This is a genomic window from Pollutibacter soli (assembly GCA_029269725.1).
Taxonomy (GTDB): Bacteria; Bacteroidota; Bacteroidia; order Chitinophagales; family Chitinophagaceae; genus Pollutibacter; species Pollutibacter soli.
Map to the genome: position 1 here is coordinate 39,519 of JARJHS010000016.1, position 24,107 is coordinate 63,625.

20 protein-coding genes are annotated in these 24,107 nt (G+C 43.0%); 12 read left to right on the forward strand and 8 right to left on the reverse strand.

What is annotated here, in order from left to right:
* Positions 1 to 117: 117 nt before the first annotated feature.
* The 8 genes from P2W82_RS24495 to P2W82_RS24530 all read left to right on the forward strand — a co-directional run bounded on the left by P2W82_RS24495 (position 118) and on the right by P2W82_RS24530 (position 9,117).
* Entirely contained in the window at positions 118 to 936 is an 819-nt protein-coding gene (locus P2W82_RS24495) for a purine-nucleoside phosphorylase (RefSeq protein WP_336518604.1), read from the forward strand.
* Positions 937 to 1,081: 145 nt separating this feature from the next.
* Positions 1,082 to 3,100, forward strand: a complete 2,019-nt coding sequence (locus tag P2W82_RS24500; RefSeq protein ID WP_336518605.1) for a putative porin — start codon at positions 1,082 to 1,084, stop codon at positions 3,098 to 3,100.
* Between the two features lie 274 nt (positions 3,101 to 3,374).
* Complete coding sequence (locus P2W82_RS24505) at positions 3,375 to 3,761, forward strand: HYC_CC_PP family protein (protein ID WP_336518606.1); 387 nt, start codon at positions 3,375 to 3,377, stop codon at positions 3,759 to 3,761.
* An 82-nt stretch (positions 3,762 to 3,843) separates the two neighbouring features.
* Positions 3,844 to 4,329: a heavy-metal-associated domain-containing protein gene (locus tag P2W82_RS24510; protein WP_336518607.1), complete on the forward strand. Its 486-nt coding sequence runs from the start codon at positions 3,844 to 3,846 to the stop codon at positions 4,327 to 4,329.
* A 60-nt stretch (positions 4,330 to 4,389) separates the two neighbouring features.
* On the forward strand, positions 4,390 to 4,935 hold the full coding sequence (locus tag P2W82_RS24515; RefSeq protein ID WP_336518608.1) for a heavy-metal-associated domain-containing protein: 546 nt from the start codon (positions 4,390 to 4,392) through the stop codon (positions 4,933 to 4,935).
* A 35-nt stretch (positions 4,936 to 4,970) separates the two neighbouring features.
* Positions 4,971 to 5,810 (forward strand): hypothetical protein, encoded by an 840-nt coding sequence (locus tag P2W82_RS24520; protein ID WP_336518609.1) that lies wholly within the window; start codon positions 4,971 to 4,973, stop codon positions 5,808 to 5,810.
* Between the two features lie 70 nt (positions 5,811 to 5,880).
* A complete protein-coding gene (locus P2W82_RS24525; RefSeq protein ID WP_336518610.1) occupies positions 5,881 to 6,375 on the forward strand; it encodes a TlpA family protein disulfide reductase in 495 nt (164 codons plus the stop codon).
* Positions 6,376 to 7,017: 642 nt separating this feature from the next.
* The gene (locus P2W82_RS24530) at positions 7,018 to 9,117 is read left to right on the forward strand and encodes a TonB-dependent receptor plug domain-containing protein (protein ID WP_336518611.1); all 2,100 of its coding nucleotides are present in this window, start codon (positions 7,018 to 7,020) and stop codon (positions 9,115 to 9,117) included.
* A 206-nt stretch (positions 9,118 to 9,323) separates the two neighbouring features.
* On the opposite strand, the gene P2W82_RS24535 is transcribed toward P2W82_RS24530, so the two are convergent.
* Positions 9,324 to 9,644: a cupin domain-containing protein gene (locus P2W82_RS24535; protein WP_336518612.1), complete on the reverse strand. Its 321-nt coding sequence runs from the start codon at positions 9,642 to 9,644 to the stop codon at positions 9,324 to 9,326.
* 57 nt (positions 9,645 to 9,701) lie between these two features.
* Positions 9,702 to 10,895, reverse strand: a complete 1,194-nt coding sequence (locus tag P2W82_RS24540) for a hypothetical protein (protein ID WP_336518613.1) — start codon at positions 10,893 to 10,895, stop codon at positions 9,702 to 9,704.
* A gap of 134 nt (positions 10,896 to 11,029) precedes the next feature.
* Here P2W82_RS24540 and P2W82_RS24545 point away from each other — a divergent pair, with 134 nt between their 5' ends.
* Positions 11,030 to 11,524, forward strand: coding sequence for a hypothetical protein (locus P2W82_RS24545; RefSeq protein WP_336518614.1), 495 nt, complete (start codon positions 11,030 to 11,032; stop codon positions 11,522 to 11,524).
* A gap of 703 nt (positions 11,525 to 12,227) precedes the next feature.
* The gene (locus tag P2W82_RS24550) at positions 12,228 to 15,710 is read left to right on the forward strand and encodes a choice-of-anchor tandem repeat GloVer-containing protein (protein WP_336518615.1); all 3,483 of its coding nucleotides are present in this window, start codon (positions 12,228 to 12,230) and stop codon (positions 15,708 to 15,710) included.
* A 225-nt stretch (positions 15,711 to 15,935) separates the two neighbouring features.
* Here the strand turns inward: P2W82_RS24550 and P2W82_RS24880 are convergent, their stop codons facing one another.
* Together P2W82_RS24880 and P2W82_RS24555 are read right to left on the reverse strand one after the other, a co-directional pair.
* Complete coding sequence (locus P2W82_RS24880) at positions 15,936 to 16,238, reverse strand: Gfo/Idh/MocA family oxidoreductase (RefSeq protein ID WP_419555737.1); 303 nt, start codon at positions 16,236 to 16,238, stop codon at positions 15,936 to 15,938.
* A 241-nt stretch (positions 16,239 to 16,479) separates the two neighbouring features.
* Positions 16,480 to 17,328, reverse strand: coding sequence for a type 1 glutamine amidotransferase (locus P2W82_RS24555; RefSeq protein ID WP_336518616.1), 849 nt, complete (start codon positions 17,326 to 17,328; stop codon positions 16,480 to 16,482).
* A 195-nt stretch (positions 17,329 to 17,523) separates the two neighbouring features.
* Between P2W82_RS24555 and P2W82_RS24560 the strand changes: the two genes are divergently transcribed.
* Positions 17,524 to 18,477, forward strand: a complete 954-nt coding sequence (locus tag P2W82_RS24560) for a proline iminopeptidase-family hydrolase (RefSeq protein WP_336518617.1) — start codon at positions 17,524 to 17,526, stop codon at positions 18,475 to 18,477.
* Between the two features lie 579 nt (positions 18,478 to 19,056).
* Here P2W82_RS24560 and P2W82_RS24565 read toward each other — a convergent pair.
* Positions 19,057 to 20,169, reverse strand: coding sequence for a carboxylate-amine ligase (locus P2W82_RS24565; protein ID WP_336518618.1), 1,113 nt, complete (start codon positions 20,167 to 20,169; stop codon positions 19,057 to 19,059).
* Between the two features lie 56 nt (positions 20,170 to 20,225).
* Entirely contained in the window at positions 20,226 to 21,176 is a 951-nt protein-coding gene (locus tag P2W82_RS24570) for an ATP-grasp domain-containing protein (RefSeq protein WP_336518619.1), read from the reverse strand.
* Positions 21,177 to 21,404: 228 nt separating this feature from the next.
* Here P2W82_RS24570 and P2W82_RS24575 point away from each other — a divergent pair, with 228 nt between their 5' ends.
* The gene (locus tag P2W82_RS24575; RefSeq protein WP_336518620.1) at positions 21,405 to 22,238 is read left to right on the forward strand and encodes an alpha/beta hydrolase; all 834 of its coding nucleotides are present in this window, start codon (positions 21,405 to 21,407) and stop codon (positions 22,236 to 22,238) included.
* Between the two features lie 203 nt (positions 22,239 to 22,441).
* On the opposite strand, the gene P2W82_RS24580 is transcribed toward P2W82_RS24575, so the two are convergent.
* Both P2W82_RS24580 and P2W82_RS24585 read right to left on the reverse strand, forming a co-directional pair.
* Positions 22,442 to 22,957, reverse strand: a complete 516-nt coding sequence (locus P2W82_RS24580) for a DUF2911 domain-containing protein (protein WP_336518621.1) — start codon at positions 22,955 to 22,957, stop codon at positions 22,442 to 22,444.
* A 69-nt stretch (positions 22,958 to 23,026) separates the two neighbouring features.
* Positions 23,027 to 23,746, reverse strand: a complete 720-nt coding sequence (locus P2W82_RS24585) for a pyridoxine 5'-phosphate synthase (RefSeq protein ID WP_336518622.1) — start codon at positions 23,744 to 23,746, stop codon at positions 23,027 to 23,029.
* Between the last annotated feature and the right edge of the window lie 361 nt (positions 23,747 to 24,107).

Here is a 24,107-nt window from a genome sequence, read left to right on the forward strand (position 1 = left end):
CAGACTACAGGCTTGTAAGAGGGTAGACGGTACGTTAGAACGTAAAACGTTGAACGTAAAACGTTCCCTGCCTCCATTCTCCTGCCTCCTGCCTATATTTGCGCCTCAATTAATACCATGACCATCCCTGAGCAGATCGGCGCAGCAGTGGATTTTATAAAAACCAGGTACGCACACCAGCCCGATGTCGGCATTGTGCTTGGCAGCGGACTGGGAAATTTCAGCAAAGAGCTATTTGTTGATATCTCCATCCCATACGAGGAAATTCCGCATTTTCCGGTAGCTACCGTAGTTGGGCACCAGGGAAAACTGATTTTTGGATCTGTCGGCGGAAAAAGGGTGGTGGCGATGGCGGGTCGCTTTCATTATTATGAAGGATATACGCCAACGGAAGTGGTTTTTCCGATCAGGGTAATGAAAGCCCTGGGGATTGAAACTTTGTTGGTGTCAAATGCAGCAGGTGGTGTTAATCCGGAATTCAAAGTGGGGGAGCTGATGATCATCACGGATCATATCAGTATGGCGATTGTAAATCCGTTACTGGGCAGGAATATTGAAGAACTGGGACCGCGTTTCCCGGACATGAGTCAGCCATATTCCCGCGACCTTATTCAAAAAGCTGCGGCCATTGCGGAGGAACAAAAAATCAGAATCAAATATGGCGTATACTTTGGCGTTACCGGTCCGACCTTTGAAACCAGGGCTGAATATAAAATGATAAAAATACTCGGTGCGGATGCGGTGGGGATGAGTACTGTGCAGGAAGTGATTGCTGCCTGTCACATGGGTTTAAAAGTGTTTGCGATAAGTGTCATAACGGACCTGGGTATACGAGAGGAGGACAACACCATCACTCACCAGGAAGTGCTGGAGGCGGCAGTTGCTGCTGAACCGTTACTTTCTTCCATCCTGACCAGGCTGATCGCCGTTTGCTGATTTATGAATTATTTAAGTGATTGGTTTTGTGAGGTGGCTAATTTTGATTGTCTGGAGGGTTAATGAAAAGAATTACATAAACAATAGAGGAATTTCGTACAGATCAGATAAAATTAACATCCAACCGTATCCGCGTAATAACTGCATGATAAAATTTCTGCCATTAAAAATTGTTTTCATTTTAATGCTGTTAAGCAGTAATTACGCGCTTGCACAGGTGCCGATCCGGGGTATGCCGCGTTTTGGTGGTGGTCGTAGTGGCGGTGGAGGCGATTCTCTTCAGTTTGAAAAACGCGATTTCAAAGCAGATACGATCACTGTGCAATACAGGTATCTGGATACGGCGAGATATTATTTGCTTGATTCATCAATCAGCGATTTTTACAGGCGTATCCCTTTGAAGCCGGAATATATTTACCTGGGTAACAATGGTAATGCCATCCGGAATTTTCTCTTCTCACCCATTATGAAACCCGGTTGGGATGCGGGGTTTCATGCATTTGATCCATTCGCGTATACGATTGCGGATACCCGCTTTATGAATACGACGCGGCCTTACACAGAACTGAATTATCTGATCGGATCCAAGGCAGAACAACAGATCGGTATTCTGCATACGCAGAACATTATGCCCAACTGGAATTTTGTCGGGCAGTTCAGGCTCGTGAATTCACCGGGAAGTTTTAATTCGCAGAATACCAATCACCGGAGTTTCAGATTCAATACGGATTATCAGACCAACGACCAGCGTTATTCCGTTTATTTAATAATTCTGAATAACAGCCTTCAGTCTTCAGAAAATGGTGGAATCACGAGTGATACTTTCCTTGTTAACCAGAACCCGGCTTATAATGATCGCTTTAATATTCCGACCAATATTGCCGACAGCGTTTTCACTACGAGAAACTTTTTTAATGTCGCACTGCGTACAGGAAATAAATATTCGGACACAAAAATTTTCCTGCGTCAGCATTATGATTTTGGAATAAAAGACTCCATTGTTACTGATTCGACGGTTCATCGGTTCTTCCTGCCTAAACTTCGACTGGAGTATAATTTTGGCTTCAATAAGTACCAGTATAAGTTCCTGGATGTGCAGGGCAGTCTTGACAGTCAGTTCTTTCAAAAGAATTACGACAATTATTTTACGCCGATTCCGGATACCATAAATTTCACGGACAACTGGAAGGAGATGACCAATGATTTTTCGGTGATCCAGTTTCCGGATTCAAGAAATCCATTGCAATTCATCAAGGTGGGGGTGACCCTTCAGAATATCAGGGGAAATTTCGCTGATGGCAGTTCTGATAAATTTTCCACTATGCAACTGCATGGAGAGTACCGTAACCGAACGCGTAACCGAAAATGGGATATGCTGCTCAACGGAAGTTTTTTTGCAGGCGGAAGATATACCGGTGATTTTGAAGTTGCCGCCAGGCTTAAGCGAATGATCAGCCCGAAGATCGGTTACATCGAACTGGGGTTTAATAATGTAAACAGAACGCCATCTTATTTATACGAGCGCCAAACCGGTTTTCCTGTACAATTAGCGCCCGGACTGAACAGGGAAAATATCACGAAGTTTTCAGGTATCCTGGAAGTACCACGGTTGCAGATGCAGTTGACCGGATATTACTATCTCGTCAGCAACTATACTTATTTGGAAAACTTCAACGATGTAAAACAGGCTTCATCGATATTCAATTTTTTGAGGATCGGCGCAAATAAGGTGTTTCGGATCGGAAGGTCATGGCGATGGTATGCAGATATCTATGTACAAACAAAAGCAGGTAATGCGCCGGTTAATCTGCCGCTCATTTTCACCCGTCAGCGTTTTGCGTACGAAGGAAAATTATTTAAGAACCTGAATCTTTCCACCGGAGTTGATCTTCGTTACAACACTCCATATAAGGCCGATAATTATTCACCTGTACTCGGCCAGTTTTTCTTCCAGGATCAGCAATCGATTTCGGTCAGGCCGGATATCGCGCTGTATGTCAATTTCAAGATCATGAAGCTCGCTACGTTCGCCAGACTGGAGAACTTAAATACACTAAGCTTTAAGTATGGCTTTGGTTTCAAGGACAGTAACCTTGCGGCGGATCTGTATTCTTATCCAGGGTTGGTTTTCAGGTTGGGATTCTTTTGGGATTTTGTTAATTAGGCAGGAGGCGGGAGCCTGCTTGCCGGCAGGCAGGTGAGCAGGCGGGAGAAGAAGTGAGCAGTCGGCAGTCCCAGGCATGTAACCAGAACTCTAAAGGTAAATTGCGGGGAGAGAAGAAAACAACTGAAATTTGGGTCAATCTTTATTCAATTCTAACGTTTTATCACCGGACGAAGCCGGCAGTTTCTTCTGTCTGCTTGCTCCTTACTTCTGCCTGTTTTAACTATAAACACTAAACTCTTTTAAAAATTTCGATTATTTTTGCTGAATCGGCATGAAAAAAGTCCTTGTCATATTCCTGGCTACAGTCTACCTCGCTATCAGCAGCGGTGTGATCGTCAACACCCATTATTGCATGGGAAAGATCGCCGAAGTTGTTTTCGGGCATGACGAATCAGGGAATGATTGTGATACCTGCGGAATGAAAGCAAAAGAGGGTTGCTGCAGGGACGAAGTAAAAGTGGTTAAACTCGCCGACAGTCATTCCTTTGTTCAGCAAACCATTGACTTTGTAAAAGCACCCGTTATTCTCCCGGACCTCATCGCTACTGGCAATACCGAAACAGTCATTGCTTCTTCGGGTACTGTTTACGGTATTCATGGTCCACCTGAAGGATCGAATGTTCCCCTCCATGTGCGCAACTGCGTTTTCAGGATTTGATAAATAATCAGCATTAGTTAACCGGTATTTTTTACCGCAGATGTTCTGTTTTATTTATCCATCATTTTTAAACTTTTTTACAATGAAATCGCAGTTTAAATTTTTCAGTCTTACTATAGTTTTATTTTTTTCTCTCTCTGCAATAGCACAAAAGAAAGTGACTACCGACAGCATTAAGGTTTGGGGTAACTGTGGCATGTGCAAGAAAACCATCGAAACAGCAGCAAAATCTGCAGGCGCGGATTCAGCAAACTGGAGCACAGAAACACATATGCTCACTGTTTCGTACAAAAGCAAAAAATCTAAAAACCAGGACATTCAGAAAGCTGTAGCAGCTGCGGGTTACGACACACAGGATTTTACTGCTCCTGATGATGCTTACAACAAATTGCATTCATGCTGCCAGTATGATCGCAAAGCAGATACTGTTGCTACAGATAACGCGCAACTGAAATCAGCAACGTCGATGGATTGCAGCGATTGTTGCAAAGATGGCAAATGCACTAAAGACAAAGAATGCTGCAAGGACGAAGCTGCCTGCAAAGCAAAAGGTTGTGCTAAAAGCTAATCAGCTCTGAATCTTTTTTTCCCGACGACTTTGTCGTCGGGATCACTTCAACATATTTCCATGAAAAAATTAATTGTAATAGCATTAATGCTGATATCCGGCATTGTTGCAAAAGCGCAATTTTCAGAAGTGCACGTTCAGGCCAGTGGCCTTACCTGCGCGATGTGCGCGAAATCAATCTTTAAAAATCTTGAGACATTGTCTTTTGTTGACAAAATCGAAACTGATCTCAATACCTCAACATTTGTACTGGTTGTAAAGCCATCTGCTGATGTTGATCCCGACCTTATACGCAAGAAAGTGGAAGATGCTGGTTTTGCCATTGCAGGACTTACATTGAAAGGCAGGTTTGATGGTTTAGCGGTGGGAAATGATGGGCATTTTAATTATGGCGGGCAGACGTTCCATATGCTGACTGCGGGGGATAAAAAAATCGAAGGTGATGCTTCAATGAGGCTGGTAGACAAATCTTTTGTATCCGAAAAAGATTTTAAGAAATACAGCAAGACAACATCGATGGAATGTTTCAAAACCGGGTATGCAGGCAAATGCTGTGAGAAAGAAGGCATTGCCCAGGGTACGCGCATTTATCATGTTGTGATATGATGACGCTGAATGGAAACTGTCGTCCACGAAATTGGATGGCAGCAGGCAGAGGCCTCGCCGTTTTTGTAATGCTTGGATTTTTCTCCGGACAATTGCAGGCTCAGGAGCTGTATGTATTTACAGAACCAGCTTCCAATATGCCTGCTAAATCTGCATCGTTAAAATACAAGGGTAAATTTCTCGAAGGATATCATTCCCAAAAGCTTGAACAACGTCATTCCATCGATGCGGAATTTGGTTTGAGCAATAAACTGATGTTTCATGTCGGAAGCACATTTTCTGATATGTACTCGTATCCGGAATTTCAATGGGAGTCTGTTAATGCATATCTGAAATATCGGTTTCTGTCCAAGGATGAAATACATAAACATTTCCGCGCTGCTGTATTTATGGAAGGATCTTATAGCAGGAATGATATGTTTTACGATGAAATTTCTTTTGACGGTGATCAGAGCGGTATACGCACAGGCGTAATCGCAACGCAGCTTTTGCATAAGCTGGCGCTGTCGACGACTCTAAGTGTAAGCCAGGTATTGAATGAGCAGCGATGGGATAAGACAACACCGGATCCATATAGTTATCAGTCGTTCAACTATAGTCTTTCTGCCGGCTATCTTATTTTCCCTTTTAAATACACGAGTTTTAAACAGACCAATTTCAATCTGTATCTTGAATTGCTGGGAAGCCAGGCTTTAGATAAAAAATTATACTACGTGGACCTGGCACCTGCAATGCAGTTTATTTTCAACAGTACTATAAAACTGAATTTCGGATACCGGTTCCAGCTGGATGGTAATATGCATCGCATGGCTAAACAAAGCTACATGGTGAGCCTTGAAACCGTATTTCTGAATCTCTTAAAAAAACGATCATGAAACTCACAGTAATGCTCAGTCGAATTCTGGGTTTTATAGGAGGATTATTCATAAAAAAACAATGTTGTAAATGAGGCCATTTCTAATACTGATTTCGTTTATCCTGCTGAACAATGCTGTTCAGTCGCAAACTGTAGCAACAATCAAAACCGGAATGCCTGCGCCGGAGATCAATCTTCCCGGACTCGTGGATACAACCATTTCCCTGGCCAGCTTAAAAGGGAAAGTTGTTCTCGTGGATTTCTGGGCGAGCTGGTGCTTGCCATGCAGGAAAAATAATCCCGAACTCGTAAAAGTATATTCAGAGTTTCGTGACAAGGGGTTTGAGATCTATGGTGTTTCCATCGATCAGAAAAAAAATGATTGGAAAGAAGCCATCAATAAAGATCAGTTGGGGTGGTTGCAGGTGGTGGACCAAAAGGGTTGGTATGCACAATCGACATACGATTACGGACTGGAAGGTATTCCTGCATCATTTTTATTAGATAAAAATGGAGTGATCCAGGGCATAAACCTGACCGGAAAAGAACTCTACAGAAAAATCAATGCCCTTTTAAAAAACTAAAGTACCTGGTGATAGAGGTAACGACGGGCCGGCTGCCCGTCGTTTTTTTTAATTCTTTGTCAAAGCAAAACCGTACAAATAGCATGATTTTGAAAAATCAACGTACGTCAGGTCGGATCTATGGAAAAATTGGCCCATGAATGAACACGTTTCAGGCGATTCAACGTGAACGGCCCCTATCACAACTATTGATGAATTTGACACCCACAGAGGTTAGCTTAGAACACATCATCTCAAACCTGCCTCTGCCGGCAGGCAGGCCTTCAACTTTCAACTTTTTCCAATCATTATTTCCGCCCTTCGTGTGGGTACAAACAGGATGCTCCTGCCGGAGCATGAGCATCGCTTCTGGTCGTAATAAGAGATGAATTTGGCTTTCGCGTGGGCTAACTTATAACTTGACACATATAACCTTCATCTTCCGCCCTTCAGGTGGCTACAAACAGGATGCTCCTACCGGAGCATGGGCGCATCATCTGGTCGCAGTTATAGATGAATCTGGCTTCCGCAGAGGCTGACTTATAACCTATCACCTGTTATCACCTATAACTTTCAACTTTCAACTTTGCACTCTCAACTTATTTGCTTTTTCTAAATCTTTTTTTATATTTGTCTTAAATAAATTTTAGACAAGCCTAAAAAATGGAACGCTTTGTAATTCTTTTTTTGTGTTTAACTGTAGCTTGGCTGGGGTCAATTGCCCAGACGAAAGACAGTTTACCTCCCAAAAAGGAAGACTCCGCTTTTAATGCAGCGATGAATGAAATCGTTGTATCGGGAACTTTGAGAGCCGTACACAGATTAGAAAGCCCGGTGGCAGTGGAAGTGTATTCACCAAAATTTCTGAAAATGAATCCATCGCCCAGTGTGTTTGAAGCATTGCAACTGGTAAACGGTGTAAGGCCACAGTTGAATTGTAATATTTGTAACACAGGCGATATTCATATCAACGGCCTTGAAGGGCCTTATACGATGGTGACGATTGATGGAATGCCCATTGTCAGTAGCCTTTCTTCCGTATATGGTTTGTTTGGAATACCCAATCAATTAATTGAAAGAATTGAAGTAGTGAAGGGTCCGGCTTCAGGATTGTACGGTTCAGAAGCTGTGGGAGGTCTGATCAACATCATCACAAAAAATCCATCGACGGCACCGGTATTGAACGTGGATCTGATGTCGACCACCTGGAATGAATACCTCGCTGATGTTGGAGTAAAATGGCATGCCGGGAAAAAAGTTTCTGCGATACTCGGCGTGAATTACTTCAATTACCAGGATCCCAAAGATGATAACCAGGATGGCTTTACGGATATGGCTTTGCAGCACAGGATTTCTGTTTTTAATAAATGGAGCTGGCAGAGAAAAGAAAACAGGCAGGCCAATATTGCTGTCCGTTATTTCTACGAGGACCGGTGGGGTGGAGAAATGGACTGGTCGGGAAAGTTCAGGGGGACGGATTCTGTATATGGTGAAAGCATTTATACCAACCGTTTTGAACTGATTGGAAATTATCAGTTACCGGTACGCGAGCCGATTCTTTTTTCCTGGTCTTATAATTACCATAACCAGGATTCGCGCTATGGAGATATCCCTTATCTCGGAAAACAACATATTGGTTTTGGTCAGTTCACCTGGAACAAAAAGGTCCGAAATAATGAACTGTTGACGGGCCTTGCATTGCGTTACAATTTTTATGATGATAATAGCATTGCCACCGCTGATCCGTTGACTCAGACCAACAACCCATCAAAAGTTTTTCTGCCGGGAATATTTGTGCAGGATGAAATAAAATTTTCTTCCAAACATTTGTTACTGGCGGGGTTGAGATATGATCATCACCCGGTACATGGAAATATTTTCACACCAAGGATCGCGTGGAAATGGAAAACAGAAAATGCAGGTATTTTAAGACTGAATGCAGGAACCGGTTTCCGGGTTGTGAATCTTTTTACAGAGGAACATGCAGCGCTTACCGGTGCCCGTGAGGTAGTGATTAACGAGGAACTGGATCCGGAAACCAGCTACAATATTAATCTGAATTACAATTATCATCTGCCTGTCAGGAAAGGATTTGTAAAATTTGATGCCAGTGCATGGTATACTTATTTTTCGAACCAGATTATTCCTGATTATGATACAGATCCGAACAAGATCATTTATCAGAATCTCGATGGTTATGCAACATCTACAGGTTTCAGTTTGAATACTGAATTCAGTTTCACCAACCGCATTCGTGCGATGGTAGGCGGAACGATCCAGGACATCCGCAGACATGACCGTGATGCGACTGGTAAAATGGTGTCTGTCCAGCCGGTACTTACAGAAAAATGGAGTGCAGTCTGGAACATGACTTATGTGTTTGTAAATGCTGGTCTGACCGTCGATTATACAGGCAACCTATATGGACCGATGAGATTACCGCTTGCCGGTCCATTGGATCCGCGGAAACCTTACTCGCCTGTATGGAGTATTCAGAACATTCAGCTTACAAAAAAGCTCGGAAAGAAGATTGAAATCTACGGAGGCATAAAAAATCTGCTTGACTGGACGCCGGTAAAGGGAAATCCGTTCATCATCGCCCGCGCCAATGATCCTTTTGATAAGCATGTGCAATACGATGCTAACGGTCAGATCATGCAGACGCCTGATAATCCTTATGCCCTCAGTTTTGATCCCACATATGTTTACGGACCGAACCAGGGGAGGAGAGGGTTTTTTGGAGTGAGGATGGTGATTCAGTGAGGCTGGATCAGGCAGGAGGCAGGAGTATGAAGGCAGGAGATTTAGTTTATAGCAGATAGAGATAAGCACCACTGAATAACACCCGTTATAGCTTAACATTTATCGATCTGACTAACAATTGTAAACTGCAAACTTCCTATTGCCCCTCCCTGTATGGTGAGGAGTTGCTTAATAGTGTCTCCTTTTGCCTTATTACATTTGCCTCCCTACTGCGTTTTATACTCCTCCCTCACCGGCACAAACACATCGATTACTCTGCAATTTCCATGAGCAAAAGCGCCATGTGGTGTATTTGATGGAATCACATGAACCATTCCTGGCCTGAGTAAAAAAATCTCATTTCCGATTTCCATTTCAAGTGTTCCCTCCAGTATAAATGTGACCTGCTCGTGCGGGTGCTGATGAACAGGCATTACTGTTCCGTCTGAAATAATTACTTCTCCAAATGTTACCGATTCCCCATGTACATAACGGCCATCAATACCTGACATCAGGTGCTTCACCGGAACATCTTTAATATCAATCATAAGTTTGGTTTAATATTTTGGTTTAACGTAGAACGTTCAACGTTCAACGTTTAACGTTCAACGTTGAACGTAGCACACACTTCCTCCCACCCATTCCTTATCCTTATTGTAGCGAACGCCAATCATTTTTCCCTTACTGAGTCTTGCCAGATTTGTCAGCAGTGTGGGTCTTGCATCTCCGTCTTTCCAGATATACATCAGCCGGATCTCTGCTTTCGCCGGGATATCTGGCGTCTGAATCACATCAGCATATTTTACTTTCCGTTGAAGGATCCAGTTTTGCGGGTCTTCGATTTTGTCGATATCCTCCGGTTTTACATCAATCACTACTCCCTGTCCTGCAAATGAAAACAAAGGTTTCAATACATAATTCTCCAGGTCAGTCGGCAGTTGTTTGATTTCACTTAAGAAATATGTTTTGGGTATATATCGGTGATTCAGGAAAGGTAATGTGAACTTACTGATCCTGTAAAACCAGTTGGGATGCGGTATCCATTGAACATCAAGATCAGCTGTAATGTCAGGTATATCACCCAGCTCTTCTTTTTTTGCATACAGATCATCAAATATCACACGGTTATAAATCCTTTTGATCTTCACTTTTTTATCATGGTTCATGTAGAACAGCTCCCTCCCTTCGCGAATCAGGTCCGTAAGACAAACAATAGAAATCCCAAGATATTCTTCGGTGCAATAAAAATCAATCCTTGTTTTTTGCTCATGCGGTTTTATTTCCAGGAGAACAACTTCTTCCGGATTTGCATCACCGATAATGAGTTCTTTTAATTGTTTGATATAAGATTCTTTATCGAGACCATTGAAGTAGTGACTATAATTATCCGGAATCTTCCAGTATTTCTCCAATACTTCCGGATAGTAAGCCTGGAAACCAAATAACGTGGGAAACCCCTGCATTTCGATCAGTTGCGGTTCATACTCACCCGATTCATTTTCACAAATACCAAAATCAAAAGCGATAAAATGCGATTGACGGTTTTCATTCGGTACATATTCTGATTCGGGAATGGCTCTTTCTGTAAGTTCAGCGAATTGCGGATCAAGTATAAAATCAATAATGGATTCACAGGTATCAATCATCTTATTTCTGAAATCTGCAGGAACAAAAACGGGTGTTTCGGCGACCCTGAATTCAATAGCACCCGGATACTTGCTGTGCAGATCAGTCAGAAAGGTTTTGTACAATGCTGCTGAAAATGATTCATTGAATTTTTTCCTTAGTTCAGGTACCATGTGTGCTGGATTGAAGTAAGGAAATTACGGAAGATTCAGGAACAACATAACATTGTCTTGGGTATTTCATTTTTTGACAATGGTCAAATTTTATCAAAGCATCGATCCTGAAATTTGTTGGGGAGATGCTAAAGATGAGAATGACATTATCGCCAAAGGGGTTACTGGCTTTATTACCTATGATTATAATTTGTTCTTACCTAACAATTGGTTATGCGAGCAGCTATATCGGATGGTATGGATATAAAAAATGGCAACATCGTAAAAGAAGTGCATCTATACTGGAGTCGAAAGAACGAAATGTATTTTTAACTCAACTTCGGTACAGTGTGGAAGGGGATATCAAAATGAACAATTTGGAAGTATATATGGAGAAAGGATTTTATTATGGCAAACATACTTCCAAAGTGACCGACACCTCCCATCGTGAAAATTTTCCGTACCAGATCACTTTCCGTAATCCTGATGATAAAAGACTTTTCATATTTATACCTGAAGAAGAATTTTCGCGTTACGACAGTTGTGCAAGTCACAGTATTTTCCTTAAAATACAAGAGTTCACTGACACGCTTGAACTTCATGTCCTGGATTCTGCAGGAACATCTGCTACTATAAAGGCCTGGAAATAGGATGGACGCATTTTTATTAATTTTTAACTTAGTTTAAAAGTTATCGGATATAATTAAGTCAGCGACAATTTGAGAGCTTTGCAGCAAATAGCCGGTAATACCCATTCAGTTCAGATATTATGAAAACGCTGTGCATAGTTGTTGCAATCAATAATGTCAACCGACACTGTATTTGATGAACAAAAGAGGATTTCTTTACATCAGCATTATGGGTACTCATTGCACTGACGATCGTCCAGCGCATCGATAATTATTTCGTTGAGCCAAATGTTGTCGGGGGCGAGGTAAGGCTGACTGCATTGAGTACTATCCTTTCCATCTTCGCGGGAGGATTCCCTGGGGGATTGCAGGAATGGCGCTGTTTATTCCACTGCTTAATATTGTCAAAATTGTTTGCGACGGTGTGGAAGTGTTCAAGCCTTTCGGTTATCTTATCGGTGATGATGATAAAAGTCCGGGTTCTAAAATAAAAGACTGGGTGAAAAATTTTTCCGTTAAAACACCCAAAATTCAAATTGATTTTTTTTTATATTACATTAATTCTTCGAAGCATTCTCTCCTGAAATCAATAAAAGATTCTCTCGCTGCATGATTTGGGTAAGGTTGTACATGCCTCAACCCGATTGATGTAAGTAATCTTTTGTCCTGCCCAAAATGTTGCCGTACAGCTAATAATTTCCATTGATGTAAATACCGTTGATATATGAAAAAATGCACCCTTGTTACAAGTATTGTATTCCTGTTCTTTTCTGTTTCAATAAGCCAGCCTGTTTTCTGGGGAACTACTTCAAAAGGCGGCGGCGGTGGAAATATTTTTAAATATGCTGTTGCGGGCAACAAACTAAATACCGTATTTGCATGGGCAGACAATGGCCGCAATCCTGATAGCCAATCAGACCTTGTAGAAGCTGCTAATAAAAAATTGTATGGTGTTACAAGATATGGCGGAAGTAAAGGTTATGGAACCGTGTTTGTATACGATCCGGTTACCAATCAACACACAGCGATTCACCATTTTTCAAAAACTGATGGATCCAATCCCCTTGGATCACTGGTAAGAGCGAATGATGGAAAATTATATGGTGTTACACAAATGGGAGGAACCGGCGATGGAACAATTTTCAGTGTCGATCCTGCGACTAATAAGGTGACCCGAGTATATAATTTTCTGGCGGCAAACATTTCGCATCCATTTGCAGGACTGATGCTTGCCTCCAACGGGAAATTGTATGGCACCACCGCGCACAGCAGGAACCTTGGTTTGGGTGGTGGTTCGATATTTTCTTTTGATCCGGTGACTAAAGCGGTTGTAAAGCTGGCTGATCTTGAAGGAACAGGAATCGTTTTGCCAAAGAGTGCAATGGTGCAGCTCAGCAATGGCTTGATGTATGGTATTTCAACTTTTGTGGGCTCTGACGGTAAAGGTGCGATGTTTGAATTTAATCCTGTAACTAATAAGGTTGAAAAGATTTATGAATACAATATTGACCTTGGTTGCATACCCAACGGTCTGATTGTTGGCACCGATCAGAAGTTATACGGAACAACGTCTCTTGGCGGAATGAATTTCGGAGGAAGTTTGGGTGGAACCATTTATTCTTTTGATCCCGTGATACGCAAGTATACTCCGCTGTACAATTTCAGCGATCCTACCGGCAGTTCACCAGCCGGGAATTTGTTTCTTGCCAGGGACGGACTTTTTTACGGTACTGCATCAGGTGGTAAAAATGGGAGAGGCGTTGTGTTTTCTTTTGGAAATAACAACACCTACCGTGTGTTGTACGAGTTTCGCGCAACAGACGAGGGATATCCTAAAGGAGGATTCATCGAAGCTACCGTTGATGGGCAGATGTATGCATTGGCAAGTGGAGACGGAGCGGGATTGGGCGGAGTGTTTTCTTTTTCCCGGCAGACGGGCATATACAAATCACTTGCATCATTTACATCAGCCGACGGAGCTGCACCCTATACAGGTCTCGAACAGGCGCCAAACGGAAAATTATATGGTACGCTGACGGCATCGGGAACGCCTGGCACTACAGGAGCTATTTTTTCAATCGATACCGCAACCGGCACATTTACGAAAATTTATTCTTTCACTGAAAAAGATGGTTCACGAATAGTAAACGAACTTACATTAGGCGCTGATGGAAAATTGTATGGATTGGCAACGATCGGTGGTTCCAATGCAGGAGGAACGCTGTTTTCATTAGATCCGGTTACAAATAAATTCGCTGTGTTATACTCATTTAGTTCAACACTTGGAATTTATCCTACAGGAAAACTTGCCAGACGAATAGATAATGGTTTGTTGTATGGTACAACCACCGCTGGGGGTGCAAATGCGCAGGGTACTATTTTTTCTTTTGATCCAGCCACAAAAAAGTATACCAAGCTCTATGATTTCAGTACTGCGCAGAGTGGTCAACCTGTAGGCAATCTTACCATTGGGACTGACGGTCTTTTATATGGGTACACAGATCAGACTTTTTTTATTCCTGATAACAGGGGTAGTATATATTCTTTCAATCCCCTGACAAAGCAAATCAACTTTCTGCACACATTCAATGGAACGAATGGTGCCTCACCGCGTGGAGGCTTGCTGGTCTCGGGCAGTAAATTGTATGGTGTAACAAATAGCGGAGGTACTGGTTTTTATGGTACTGTTTTTTCTTTCGATCCGCTGGCAAAAAAGCATACGATAATGTACAACCTCACCCTGGTTAATGGTGCCTACCCTTTAGGAAGTTTAGCCCTTGGTTCTGACGGGCTGATTTATGGGCTGACCTCAATAGGAGGCACCGGGGGCGTCGGCGTACTGTTCTCTGTAAATCCGGTAAATAATGCATTTAGAAAACTGCAGAATTTTACAACAACCAATGGTGCCAACCCCCAGTTTGTCAGCCTGGTTGAATTAAAAACCTGCGTTCCCATCAAGGAAATCTGTGACGGAATAGACAATGATTGTGATGGGTTGATTGATGAGGACGTTAAAAAAACTTTTTATCCTGATAAAGATGGCGACGGTTATGGAACGCTCACCGGTGGTATATCGGCATGTACAGCACCTGCAGGATATGTTGCCAATAACAAAGATTGCAATGATGCCGATGTGAAGATCAATCCAAAGGCAATTGAGATCTGCGGAAATAAAATCGATGACGATTGTGATGGACTCGTCGATGAAAATTGTGCCGGCAGCACAAATCCTGCAATTACCGCATCCGCTGTAAACGTCATTGAAGGAAATGCGGGAGCAATCAATGCAGTCTTTGAGATAAAACTCAGTGTTGCGTCCGGTGTTCCGGTGGGCGTTACTTATACTACGGAATCTGCATCAGCAATTGCCGGAACAGATTTCGTGACCAAATCGGGAACAATTGTATTCCCCGCAAATACCTTGACTATGACCGTACCGGTTGCCATCAAGCCAGACAAGCTGGATGAAGAAGATGAGAAGTTCGTTTTCAAACTTAGTGCGCCTGCAAACGCAACGTTGGCTACCGCGGAAGTTTATGGTACGATCATCGATGACGATGCTGAGCCTGTTTTGAAGATTTATGATCTGACTGTGCAGGAAAACGCTGGAACGGGATCGGTACGTGTGAGCCTTTCAGCAGCCAGCGGGAAAACCGTGCAGGTATATTACGATTCACGGGACAGTACGGCCACCGCACTTGCTGATTATACCTCCCAGCAAAATAAGTTGTTGACTTTCCTGCCGGGAGAGATAACAAAATTAATCCCGGTCGAAATCAAGTACGACCAGGTGAAAGAAGGCACAGAAAGGTTCTTGCTGATATTGCGCTCGTCTGTTAATGCCGGCTTGCCTCCAGCCACCGGCGCCGATGACAGAGCAATTATTTCGATTTATAATGTCGTCCAGCCGGCAAATACAAGATCGATCGCTGACTATATTGAATCTGCTGCCGGCGACAAGGAGTTACAGATACGTGTTGCGCCAAATCCAAGTAGCAGTTTATTCCAGATTACGTTTGATGGGAATGGCCGATCATCCACACGTGTACGCATAACTGATATCTCGGGCCGACTGGTACAGGAGAAGGTGTTGTTGCCGGGTGTGAGCCGTATCAACCTCGGTGACAACTGGGTGAACGGAACATATATAGCAGAAATAATTCAGGGCGAAAGGAGAAAAACCATTCAACTGATCAAACTGAAATAAAAGTTGTTTTAGAAAATTGAATTCCCCGGATCCTATTAAAGGCCGGGGAATTTTATTTAAGTTGCGTTGACCGCTTATTACCGGTGAAAAGTTTTGCTCGCCGTGATTACCCAGCACATTAATAATCCAGTGTGCGTCAAACCTGTCAACTGGCAACCAACAACGGAGAATTGAAAAATCAGTATTCTGTCATCTTTTCAAACTCTTCCAGGTGAAACGCTACCTTCATCCTGTTCTGGCGGATTTATACATTGCCTGTATAATGCGCATTTCCCTTAGCCCCATTTCTGCAGGCACTAGCTTTTCCCGATCATATCTTACACACTGGGCAAAATCATCCATTTGTGCAGCTTGTTGATTTACCGGGTGAAAATCCATTTCTCCTTCTGAAGTTTTGCCTTTCAGGCCGCCATATTCATATCCAGGTTCTAGCCCGAACCAAACTCGCACTGCATCCGCATGCATTGAATGCTGATGTTTCGAGTAGCCCGTCCCGCAAACAGCAACAGATCCTTCATCAAAGCACATCTTTCATTCTATACCTTCTTCGACTTCACCAAATCTCACCGCATCTGATACGGTACAAACCTTGCCTCTACGGCGACAGGTAACTGGCCTGTGATATATAGCTGCCTGCACGCGATAATATTCACGCTTATGCCACCGGCCATCAGCCCCTTTCGCATCCGGTAAAAGAATGCGGAATTACATCGATAGGAATAATGAGCCTATACTGGAGCCTGCTAGCAGGAAATGCTTCGATACTTCGTTAAATATTTACAACCGCCCCTTGCAGATGACCAACAGCATCCCTGAGGAAGTTGGGAATAATATGCGCGTAGGTCCACAATATCTTATCGGGGTCGTTCAATTGTGTGATCATCGATTCCCACTTTTCATAACCATGGGTTTCCACAACTACTTTCTTCTTTTCTTCCGTTTGCAGATGGATGCTCATGCCGTGCGCGTCAGCTTCAGGATGAAATTGCATGCCCACGATATATTCTGAAAACCTGATCCCCATAACGGCTCTTTCGAGAGGCACATGTGGTCTTTCTTTCTCGATGCAGAGCAATTTAGCGCCGATCTGTTTTATTTTATTGTGAAAAGGCTGCAGCACCTGGTAATCGCGGCTGTCTACTGCATAAAACGGATCATGCAATCCTGCAAATACGGGATCATTCTCCCCATCCGGGAGAATATGAACAGGAAAAACGCCGAAGGCTGTGGATTTTCTTTTCGTCACATGAGCAATTTTATGATGCCTGCAAACGAGCTGAAATGAATGGCAGATAAAAAACACAAATTTTTTTACCCGGCGCGCAGGATTTGCATTCCATTTTTCTACCTGGGACAGCCAATGAAAGTAATGACGTTCCCATGCTGATCCTTCACTTTCCAAAGGGCTTCCGGGCCCGCCGCTGGAAATGTAAATATCATAATCAAGATTTGGCACCTCATGTTTTATCCTAACATCAAACTCATCCCAGGTGAGATTCAACTGGCTTTCCTGGGCATAACTTTTCAGTAGGTCACGAATACAGCGCATACCCTGGTTGGGTGCACCGGCATATAGATCGAGGATAGCTACTTTTATTTCTGATTTATCAGCGTCCATAGTATAATCGGCAAATTTACAAATTTTAGCGTCTGAAGACGCCAGTATTCCTTTGCTAAAACGCTGACCGGACCTCGATATGATGCTAATTTGCTTTAACTTGACAGCAACCGGTAAAACATGAGAAAAACTGCACATGTTTGTTGTCTGATGCTGTCCTGCTTGTCGTTCGCTTACTGCTCTCAAAAAAAACAGGTGACAGATATAAAAGTCACATATTTCGCCCGCGTTGACAGCGGCGTCCAGGTAGCAGGAATAAAAATGATACCGGTAGAAACTCCTGTTGGAAAATTCCGCGTGTGGACGAAAAGGTTTGGCAATAATCCACGCATTAAAGTCCTGTTGCTCCATGGCGGGCCGTCCATGACACATGAGTATATGGAGTGTTTTGAAAGCTTTTTTCCCTCGGAAGGAATTGAATTTTATGAATATGATCAGCTTGGATCGTACTATTCTGATCAACCGACGGACAGCAGTTTGTGGACCACGGAAAGATTTGTTGAAGAAGTTGAACAGGTCAGGAAGGCTTTAGGACTGAATAAAGACAATTTCTATCTGCTTGGAAATTCGTGGGGAGGAATTCTTGGTATGGAATACGCGTTTAAATACCAGGATAACATGAAGGCATTGATCATCTGTAATATGATGGCAAGTGCGGGTGCGTATGACCGTTATGCTGACGAAGTTCTTGCAAAGCAGATGGATCCAAAAGTCCTGGATACATTGCGGAGGCTTGAAAGTTCCGGTAACACACAGGATCCGGCCTATATGCGTTTATTGATTCCGAATTATTATAACCAGCACATCATCCGCCTGCCGGAGTGGCCGGACCCGGTGAATCGTTCTTTCAAACATGCTAACACTACCGTGTACACGATTATGCAGGGTCCTTCTGAATTCGGTATTTCCGGAAGATTGGGAAACTGGGAACGCGAAAAGGATTTGCCAAAGATTAAAATACCCGTTCTCACCGTAGGAGCAAAATACGATACGATGGATCCGGAGCATATGAAATGGATGAGCACGCAATTTAAAAAAGGGGAGTATCTCTATTGTCCGAATGGTTCGCATCTGTCGATGTGGGATGACCAGGAAGTTTTTATGAATGGAGTGGTTTCGTTTATTAAAAAAGTTGATGCAGGAAAATAGGGGGGAGGCGGGAGAACGGAGGCAGGAGAAAGACAGTAGAAGTGAGTAGTAGCTAGTAAGTAGTAAGCAGGGAACCGCCGGCTAATGTGGATGATAGAATCTTTTATCTGGAAAAAAATGCACAGGGCCGCAGGCAATTGACAGCAGATGGGTGCAAGCTGATTTAATATTGACAAAGAATGCCCTTATAAAATAAGATGGTGTTAGAAAATACGATATTCAAATTGTAAACAGCCGGCTCAAAACATGTAAACCTTCGGTAACTCCCAATAATGAGCAACCTCTAAGAACAATGTGGTAAGCAGGGAACCGCCGGCTAATCTGGATGATAGAATCTTTTATCTGGAAAAAATGCACAGGGCCGCAGGCAATTGACAGCAGATGGGTGCAAGCTGATTTAATATTGACAAAGAATGCCTTGATAAAATAAAGATGGTGTTAGAAAATACGATATTCAAATTGTAAGCAGCCGGCTCAAAACATGTAAACCTTCGGTAACTCACAAAAATGAGCAGCCTCTAAAAACTATGAACTAAGAACTAAGAACTAAGAACTAAGAACTAAGAACTAAGAACTTCCTCAAAGATTTCTCAAAAAACTATCATGAATAAAATCGGCTACGCTGATTAAATTCCTGGTATTCTCAAAAACTTTCAGCTGGCGGTCCGCACCTGTGCCATTGTCAAGAATTTTCTGAACAAGACTCAATGCTCCGCGACAGCCCAGTTCATCTGCCACATCATCAACAAAATCGAGAAGTTCATAGATCAGCACACGTGTGTTCGCTTCTTCTTCCTTACCAAAATCGATCAGCCTTCCGTCGATACCATACCTTGATGCGCGCCATTTGTTTTCGTTGACGAGTGCGCGAGGGTAAATAATAAAATTCAGGTTTTGCGATTTCAGCTTAAATAATTTTGCGCAGATGCATTGAAATAATGCAGTAATCGCGATTGTTTCATCTACCGTCATCGGTACATCGCAAATGCGGAACTCAACAGTACCAAAGAACGGATGTACACGCAGGTCCCACCAGATCTTTTTTGCATTGTCGATACAATTCGTTTTGATCAGCAGGTTCACATAACTTTCGTAAGCGCCATAGCTCTCAAAATAATCGGGTATGCCTGTACGTGGGAATTTGTCAAATACTTTTGTGCGGAATGATTTAAATCCGGTGAGTCGGCCTTCCCAGAATGGGGAATTGGTTGACAAAGCGAACACGTGGGGCAAAAAATATCTTGCAGAATTGGCAATATGCACTGCCATTTCTTTTGACGGCATACCCACATGTACATGAAGCCCGAAGATGAGGTTGCTTCTTGCTGCCTCCTGCATTTCATTTACAATCTCAGCATAACGAGCGTGATCGGTGATCAGCTGGCTTTCCCAATGGCTGAAAGGATGAGTACCGGCGGCCCCCATCCACAATCCAAGATCACCCGCAACTTTCGAAATCGTCTGACGAAGTGTTGCAACATCTTTATATGCCTCTTCAATATTCTGACAGATATCTGTACCCACTTCAACGACTGCCTGGTGCATTTCGGCCTTAACCTTATCCTTAATGATCTTCTGACCTTCCGTCACAATTTTTTGCTCATGACTTTTGAGTTCACGGGTGGTGGGATCAATCACCATGTATTCTTCCTCAACACCAATGGTGAAATGTTTATAATTTATACTTGCCATATTGAAGTTTGGTTCAACGTTAAACTTTATACGTTCAACGTTGAACGTATTCATAATTAAATAGATTTTCCGGAGCTGCTTCGTTTGATATATTCACCCCAGCTGAGGTTGTCTTTGCCTGGTTCCTGTGCCAGGGCTCTTTCAATCGCGTAGTTGGCCATCGTTTCTACCACCCATGCAAAATTTTCTTCTCCGACACTTTTGATTTCAGCATCAGGTGCGGGATTACAGAAATCAATTGCATATGGAATTCCATCACGTACAGCCAATTCAACTGTATTGAAATCGTAACCCAGGTACTGATTAATGCGAAGTACAATTTCCTGCATCTGCTGAAGTCTTTCATGCGAAGGGGTAAAGCTTGCTACATAACGGAGATGATGCGGATTGCGCGGCTCGTATGGCATGATGCGCACATGTTTCCTGCCAATGCAATAACAACGATAGTATTCTTCGAAAATAATTTCTTCCTGCAACAGCATTACAAGCTGTCCGGTCTCCTGGTGTTTTTCAAAAAAATCATCCATGGAATCCAGGCGATAAACATTTTTCCAGCCACCTCCTGCAAATGGTTTCATGTATGCGGGAAATCCTACGTATTTGAATATCCCCTCCCAATCCAGCGGATAAATAAGATTGCTGAATGATTCGTTGCTGGTATCATCAGGCAATGCGTGCGAAGGAAGAATCACTGTTTTGGGGACAGGAACATTGATCTTTGTTGCCAATGCATTATTGAAAAATTTCTCATCAGCACTCCACCAGAATGGATTATTGATAACAGCAGTTCCGCTGAGGGCTGCGTTTTTCAGGAAAGCCCGGTAAAATGGAACGTCCTGTGAAATACGGTCAACAATCACCGCATAACCCGAGTCCGCACCCTGTGCTACTTTATCAATCATCACCGGTTCCGCGATAATACCTTCCACATTTTTACTATTGATGCGCTCAACAAATGCATTCGGAAATGATCTTTCTTTTCCGAATAGAATTCCGATCTTTTTCATATCAATGATTTAATGGTTCTACAGGCCAGGTTTGCTGAAGGATATTGCAGTCACCGGATACAGCAGAGCAGCCGGGGAGAGGCCTGAATGCGGGAACTGCGTATGCATGACCGGGTGTAATCAAATATATTTTTTAAGCCGGAGAATACCAAAAATCAAGAAAATTAATCATCTGTATACCATGCAGCTCCTTTTTCTGTTTTAAAGTATATTTGAAAGTTTTCGAAGATGGTAAAGACATTGAACCTGATGTATGATACGGTACAGTTAATAGAGAAGTCTTTTCAGTCTGAACTCCTGGAACGGGAGGTACAGATAGATTTTTATTTTCCTTTGAATGTGCCAGCAGATTATCCCTGGGAACTGTTGCTGATCAATGATGGTCAGGACCTGGTGAAAATGGATTTTGCGGGTATCCTTGACCGCATGTATGCTCAGCATGAAATCTATCCGGTACTGGCTGTGGGTATATATGCAGGTAAAGATCGTAAGCTTGAATATGGTACTGCAAAAGAACCGGATTATCTGAATCGCGGCAGTAAAGCAGAAGCTTACACGAAATTCATCTTTGAAGAACTCATTCCAAATATACGCGCCGTTTCAGGTATTCAGAATTTCAGGAACAAATTTTTCTCCGGCTTTTCTCTTGGTGGCCTGATGGCGATGGATATCGTATGGAACTATCCTCAGGAGTTTAAAAGTGTTGGTGTATTCAGCGGTTCATTCTGGTGGAGAAGTGTGGGTCTGGATGAAGGTTATAATGAAGACACCGACCGCATCATGCATCGCCAGGTAAGAGAAGGAACATTTGCTCCCTGGCTCAGATTCTTTTTCGAAACCGGTGCATTTGATGAAACAGCCGATAGAAACAACAATGGCATCATTGATTCCATTGACGATACCCGCGCATTGATTGACGAGTTGAAAGCCAAGGGTTATACTTCAGATGATATTTTCTATCTTGAACTACACGATGGGCATCATGATATCGAAACCTGGGGGCGGGCTTTTCCGGCATTCCTTCGATGGGCTATTGGGTTGAACGTGGAACGTAAAACGTGAAACGTTGCGGACGCAGTGATCATAACTGGATGAAGAGACGCGATGCATCGCGTCACTACGATTTTACTTGCCAAATGCTGAACTTTAGCGACTGTTTCTACTTACTACTTACCACTCACTACTCACTAAAAAAAATGCGATTCCGGATACACTCCGAAACCGCAGGTTCTAACGTTCTACGTTAAACGTTCTACGTTGAACGTCTACTGAACATTAAAGCTCACCGCAGTATTCTCCCATGCCAGTGTTACTTTGTTGCCCGCAATAGTATAGTTCAGTTTTTCAACCAATGATGGCGTTTTTGCAGGAGCCACTTTTACGCGAAGTGCATCATCTTCCTGTTTGTAACGGAAAGCACCCCACTGATTGGCGGTTTTATTAAAAATCAGCGTCCACTCGCTCTCGTTAGGAATTGCAAAAAATGCATACTTGCCTTTTGGAAGAGGCTGTCCGTTAATCTTTACGTCTTTGTCAAACTCAATAGTGGTGGCTTCGTTCGCACCAGCGCGCCATACTTTGCCCCAGGGTTCAAGACTTCCAAAGATCTTACGTCCCTTTACTGAAGGCTGACTATAATCTATTGTTATATTAGCACCACCAGCTGTTCCGGTTACCTTAGCAGGAGGACTGGGACGTGCGTCTTTATTATCCTGGCCACAGGCACTGAGCCCGATGTACAAAAATGCAGTTACCATTAAGAGTGATAATAACCTTTTCATTGTGTCAATTTTTTTGGAAGAGTGAAAGTATGACTTATAACGTTAAGGTTTTATTTAAATATGATGGAATCAATGGAGGAGTTGGCGCTTGTACAACTGGATCGCGTTTTCCAGGCCAAGGTAGAGTGCATCGCAGATCAATGCATGACCGATACTCACCTCTTTTAATTCCGGTATATGCTTGCTGAACCATCCCAGGTTATGCATATCAAGATCGTGCCCTGCATTGATACCGAGCCCTAATGAATGGGCTGTTGCTGCTGCCGTGGCATAAGGACGAACTGCTTTCTCCCTGTTTGTGCTGAACTCCCGGGCATATCCTTCAGTGTATAATTCGATCCGGTCGGTTCCTGTTTTTGCTGCGCCGATGATCATGGCTTCCACGGGATCACAAAAAATGGAAGTACGTATACCGGCTTTTTTGAAAACACTGATCATTTCGATCAGATAATCTTTGTGTTTAACCGTATCCCAGCCATGATCAGAAGTAATCTGCCCCAATTCGTCAGGGACAAGTGTGACCTGGTCGGGTTGTACTTCGAGCACCAGGTCAACAAATTTTTGTTCACGACAATTCCCTTCGATATTGAATTCTGTCGTGATGATCTTTTTTATCTCCCGTACATCTGAATAACGGATATGCCTTTCATCAGGTCGGGGATGAACAGTCACGCCATCAGCGCCAAATTTCTGAACATCTATGGCTGCTTTAATTACATCGGGATTGTTTCCGCCACGACTGTTGCGTAATGTGGCGATTTTGTTGATGTTGACGGAGAGTTTGGTCATTGGCTGTCAATTGTCGGTTGTCAGTTGTCGGTTATCAGTTGTCAGGACAGGTGAGGAACCGATGCTGAAAAGTAAAGTTACAGCAGAGTTGGTTATGGTTAGTTGTCGGTTGTCGGTTGCCACAGAACAGGTGAGAGACTGATGCTGACAACTATGACGGCGAGCATAAAATCTCCTCACCTTTAATTATGTTCGTTGCTATCGGTCTGACAACAAAAACGCGAGAAGAAAATCTCCACCCATTAATTAAGTTCATTGCATCAGTCTGACAACCTGCCTGACGGCAGCTATCCCTTACCCAAATTTGAATGGGTAAAAATAATAGATGTTCTTTGACATAAATACTTGCAGTGCATAAGAT

Bases quoted from the DNA above. Each gene is read 5' to 3' on its own strand.
- P2W82_RS24495 (WP_336518604.1), top strand. From the start codon at position 118: ATGACCATCCCTGAGCAGATCGGCGCAGCAGTGGATTTTATAAAAACC.
- P2W82_RS24500 (WP_336518605.1), top strand. From the start codon at position 1,082: ATGATAAAATTTCTGCCATTAAAAATTGTTTTCATTTTAATGCTGTTA.
- P2W82_RS24505 (WP_336518606.1), top strand. From the start codon at position 3,375: ATGAAAAAAGTCCTTGTCATATTCCTGGCTACAGTCTACCTCGCTATC.
- P2W82_RS24510 (WP_336518607.1), top strand. From the start codon at position 3,844: ATGAAATCGCAGTTTAAATTTTTCAGTCTTACTATAGTTTTATTTTTT.
- P2W82_RS24515 (WP_336518608.1), top strand. From the start codon at position 4,390: ATGAAAAAATTAATTGTAATAGCATTAATGCTGATATCCGGCATTGTT.
- P2W82_RS24520 (WP_336518609.1), top strand. From the start codon at position 4,971: ATGGCAGCAGGCAGAGGCCTCGCCGTTTTTGTAATGCTTGGATTTTTC.
- P2W82_RS24525 (WP_336518610.1), top strand. From the start codon at position 5,881: ATGAGGCCATTTCTAATACTGATTTCGTTTATCCTGCTGAACAATGCT.
- P2W82_RS24530 (WP_336518611.1), top strand. From the start codon at position 7,018: ATGGAACGCTTTGTAATTCTTTTTTTGTGTTTAACTGTAGCTTGGCTG.
- P2W82_RS24535 (WP_336518612.1), bottom strand. From the start codon at position 9,644: ATGATTGATATTAAAGATGTTCCGGTGAAGCACCTGATGTCAGGTATT.
- P2W82_RS24540 (WP_336518613.1), bottom strand. From the start codon at position 10,895: ATGGTACCTGAACTAAGGAAAAAATTCAATGAATCATTTTCAGCAGCA.
- P2W82_RS24545 (WP_336518614.1), top strand. From the start codon at position 11,030: ATGAGAATGACATTATCGCCAAAGGGGTTACTGGCTTTATTACCTATG.
- P2W82_RS24550 (WP_336518615.1), top strand. From the start codon at position 12,228: ATGAAAAAATGCACCCTTGTTACAAGTATTGTATTCCTGTTCTTTTCT.
- P2W82_RS24880 (WP_419555737.1), bottom strand. From the start codon at position 16,238: ATGTGCTTTGATGAAGGATCTGTTGCTGTTTGCGGGACGGGCTACTCG.
- P2W82_RS24555 (WP_336518616.1), bottom strand. From the start codon at position 17,328: ATGGACGCTGATAAATCAGAAATAAAAGTAGCTATCCTCGATCTATAT.
- P2W82_RS24565 (WP_336518618.1), bottom strand. From the start codon at position 20,169: ATGGCAAGTATAAATTATAAACATTTCACCATTGGTGTTGAGGAAGAA.
- P2W82_RS24570 (WP_336518619.1), bottom strand. From the start codon at position 21,176: ATGAAAAAGATCGGAATTCTATTCGGAAAAGAAAGATCATTTCCGAAT.
- P2W82_RS24575 (WP_336518620.1), top strand. From the start codon at position 21,405: ATGGTAAAGACATTGAACCTGATGTATGATACGGTACAGTTAATAGAG.
- P2W82_RS24580 (WP_336518621.1), bottom strand. From the start codon at position 22,957: ATGAAAAGGTTATTATCACTCTTAATGGTAACTGCATTTTTGTACATC.
- P2W82_RS24585 (WP_336518622.1), bottom strand. From the start codon at position 23,746: ATGACCAAACTCTCCGTCAACATCAACAAAATCGCCACATTACGCAAC.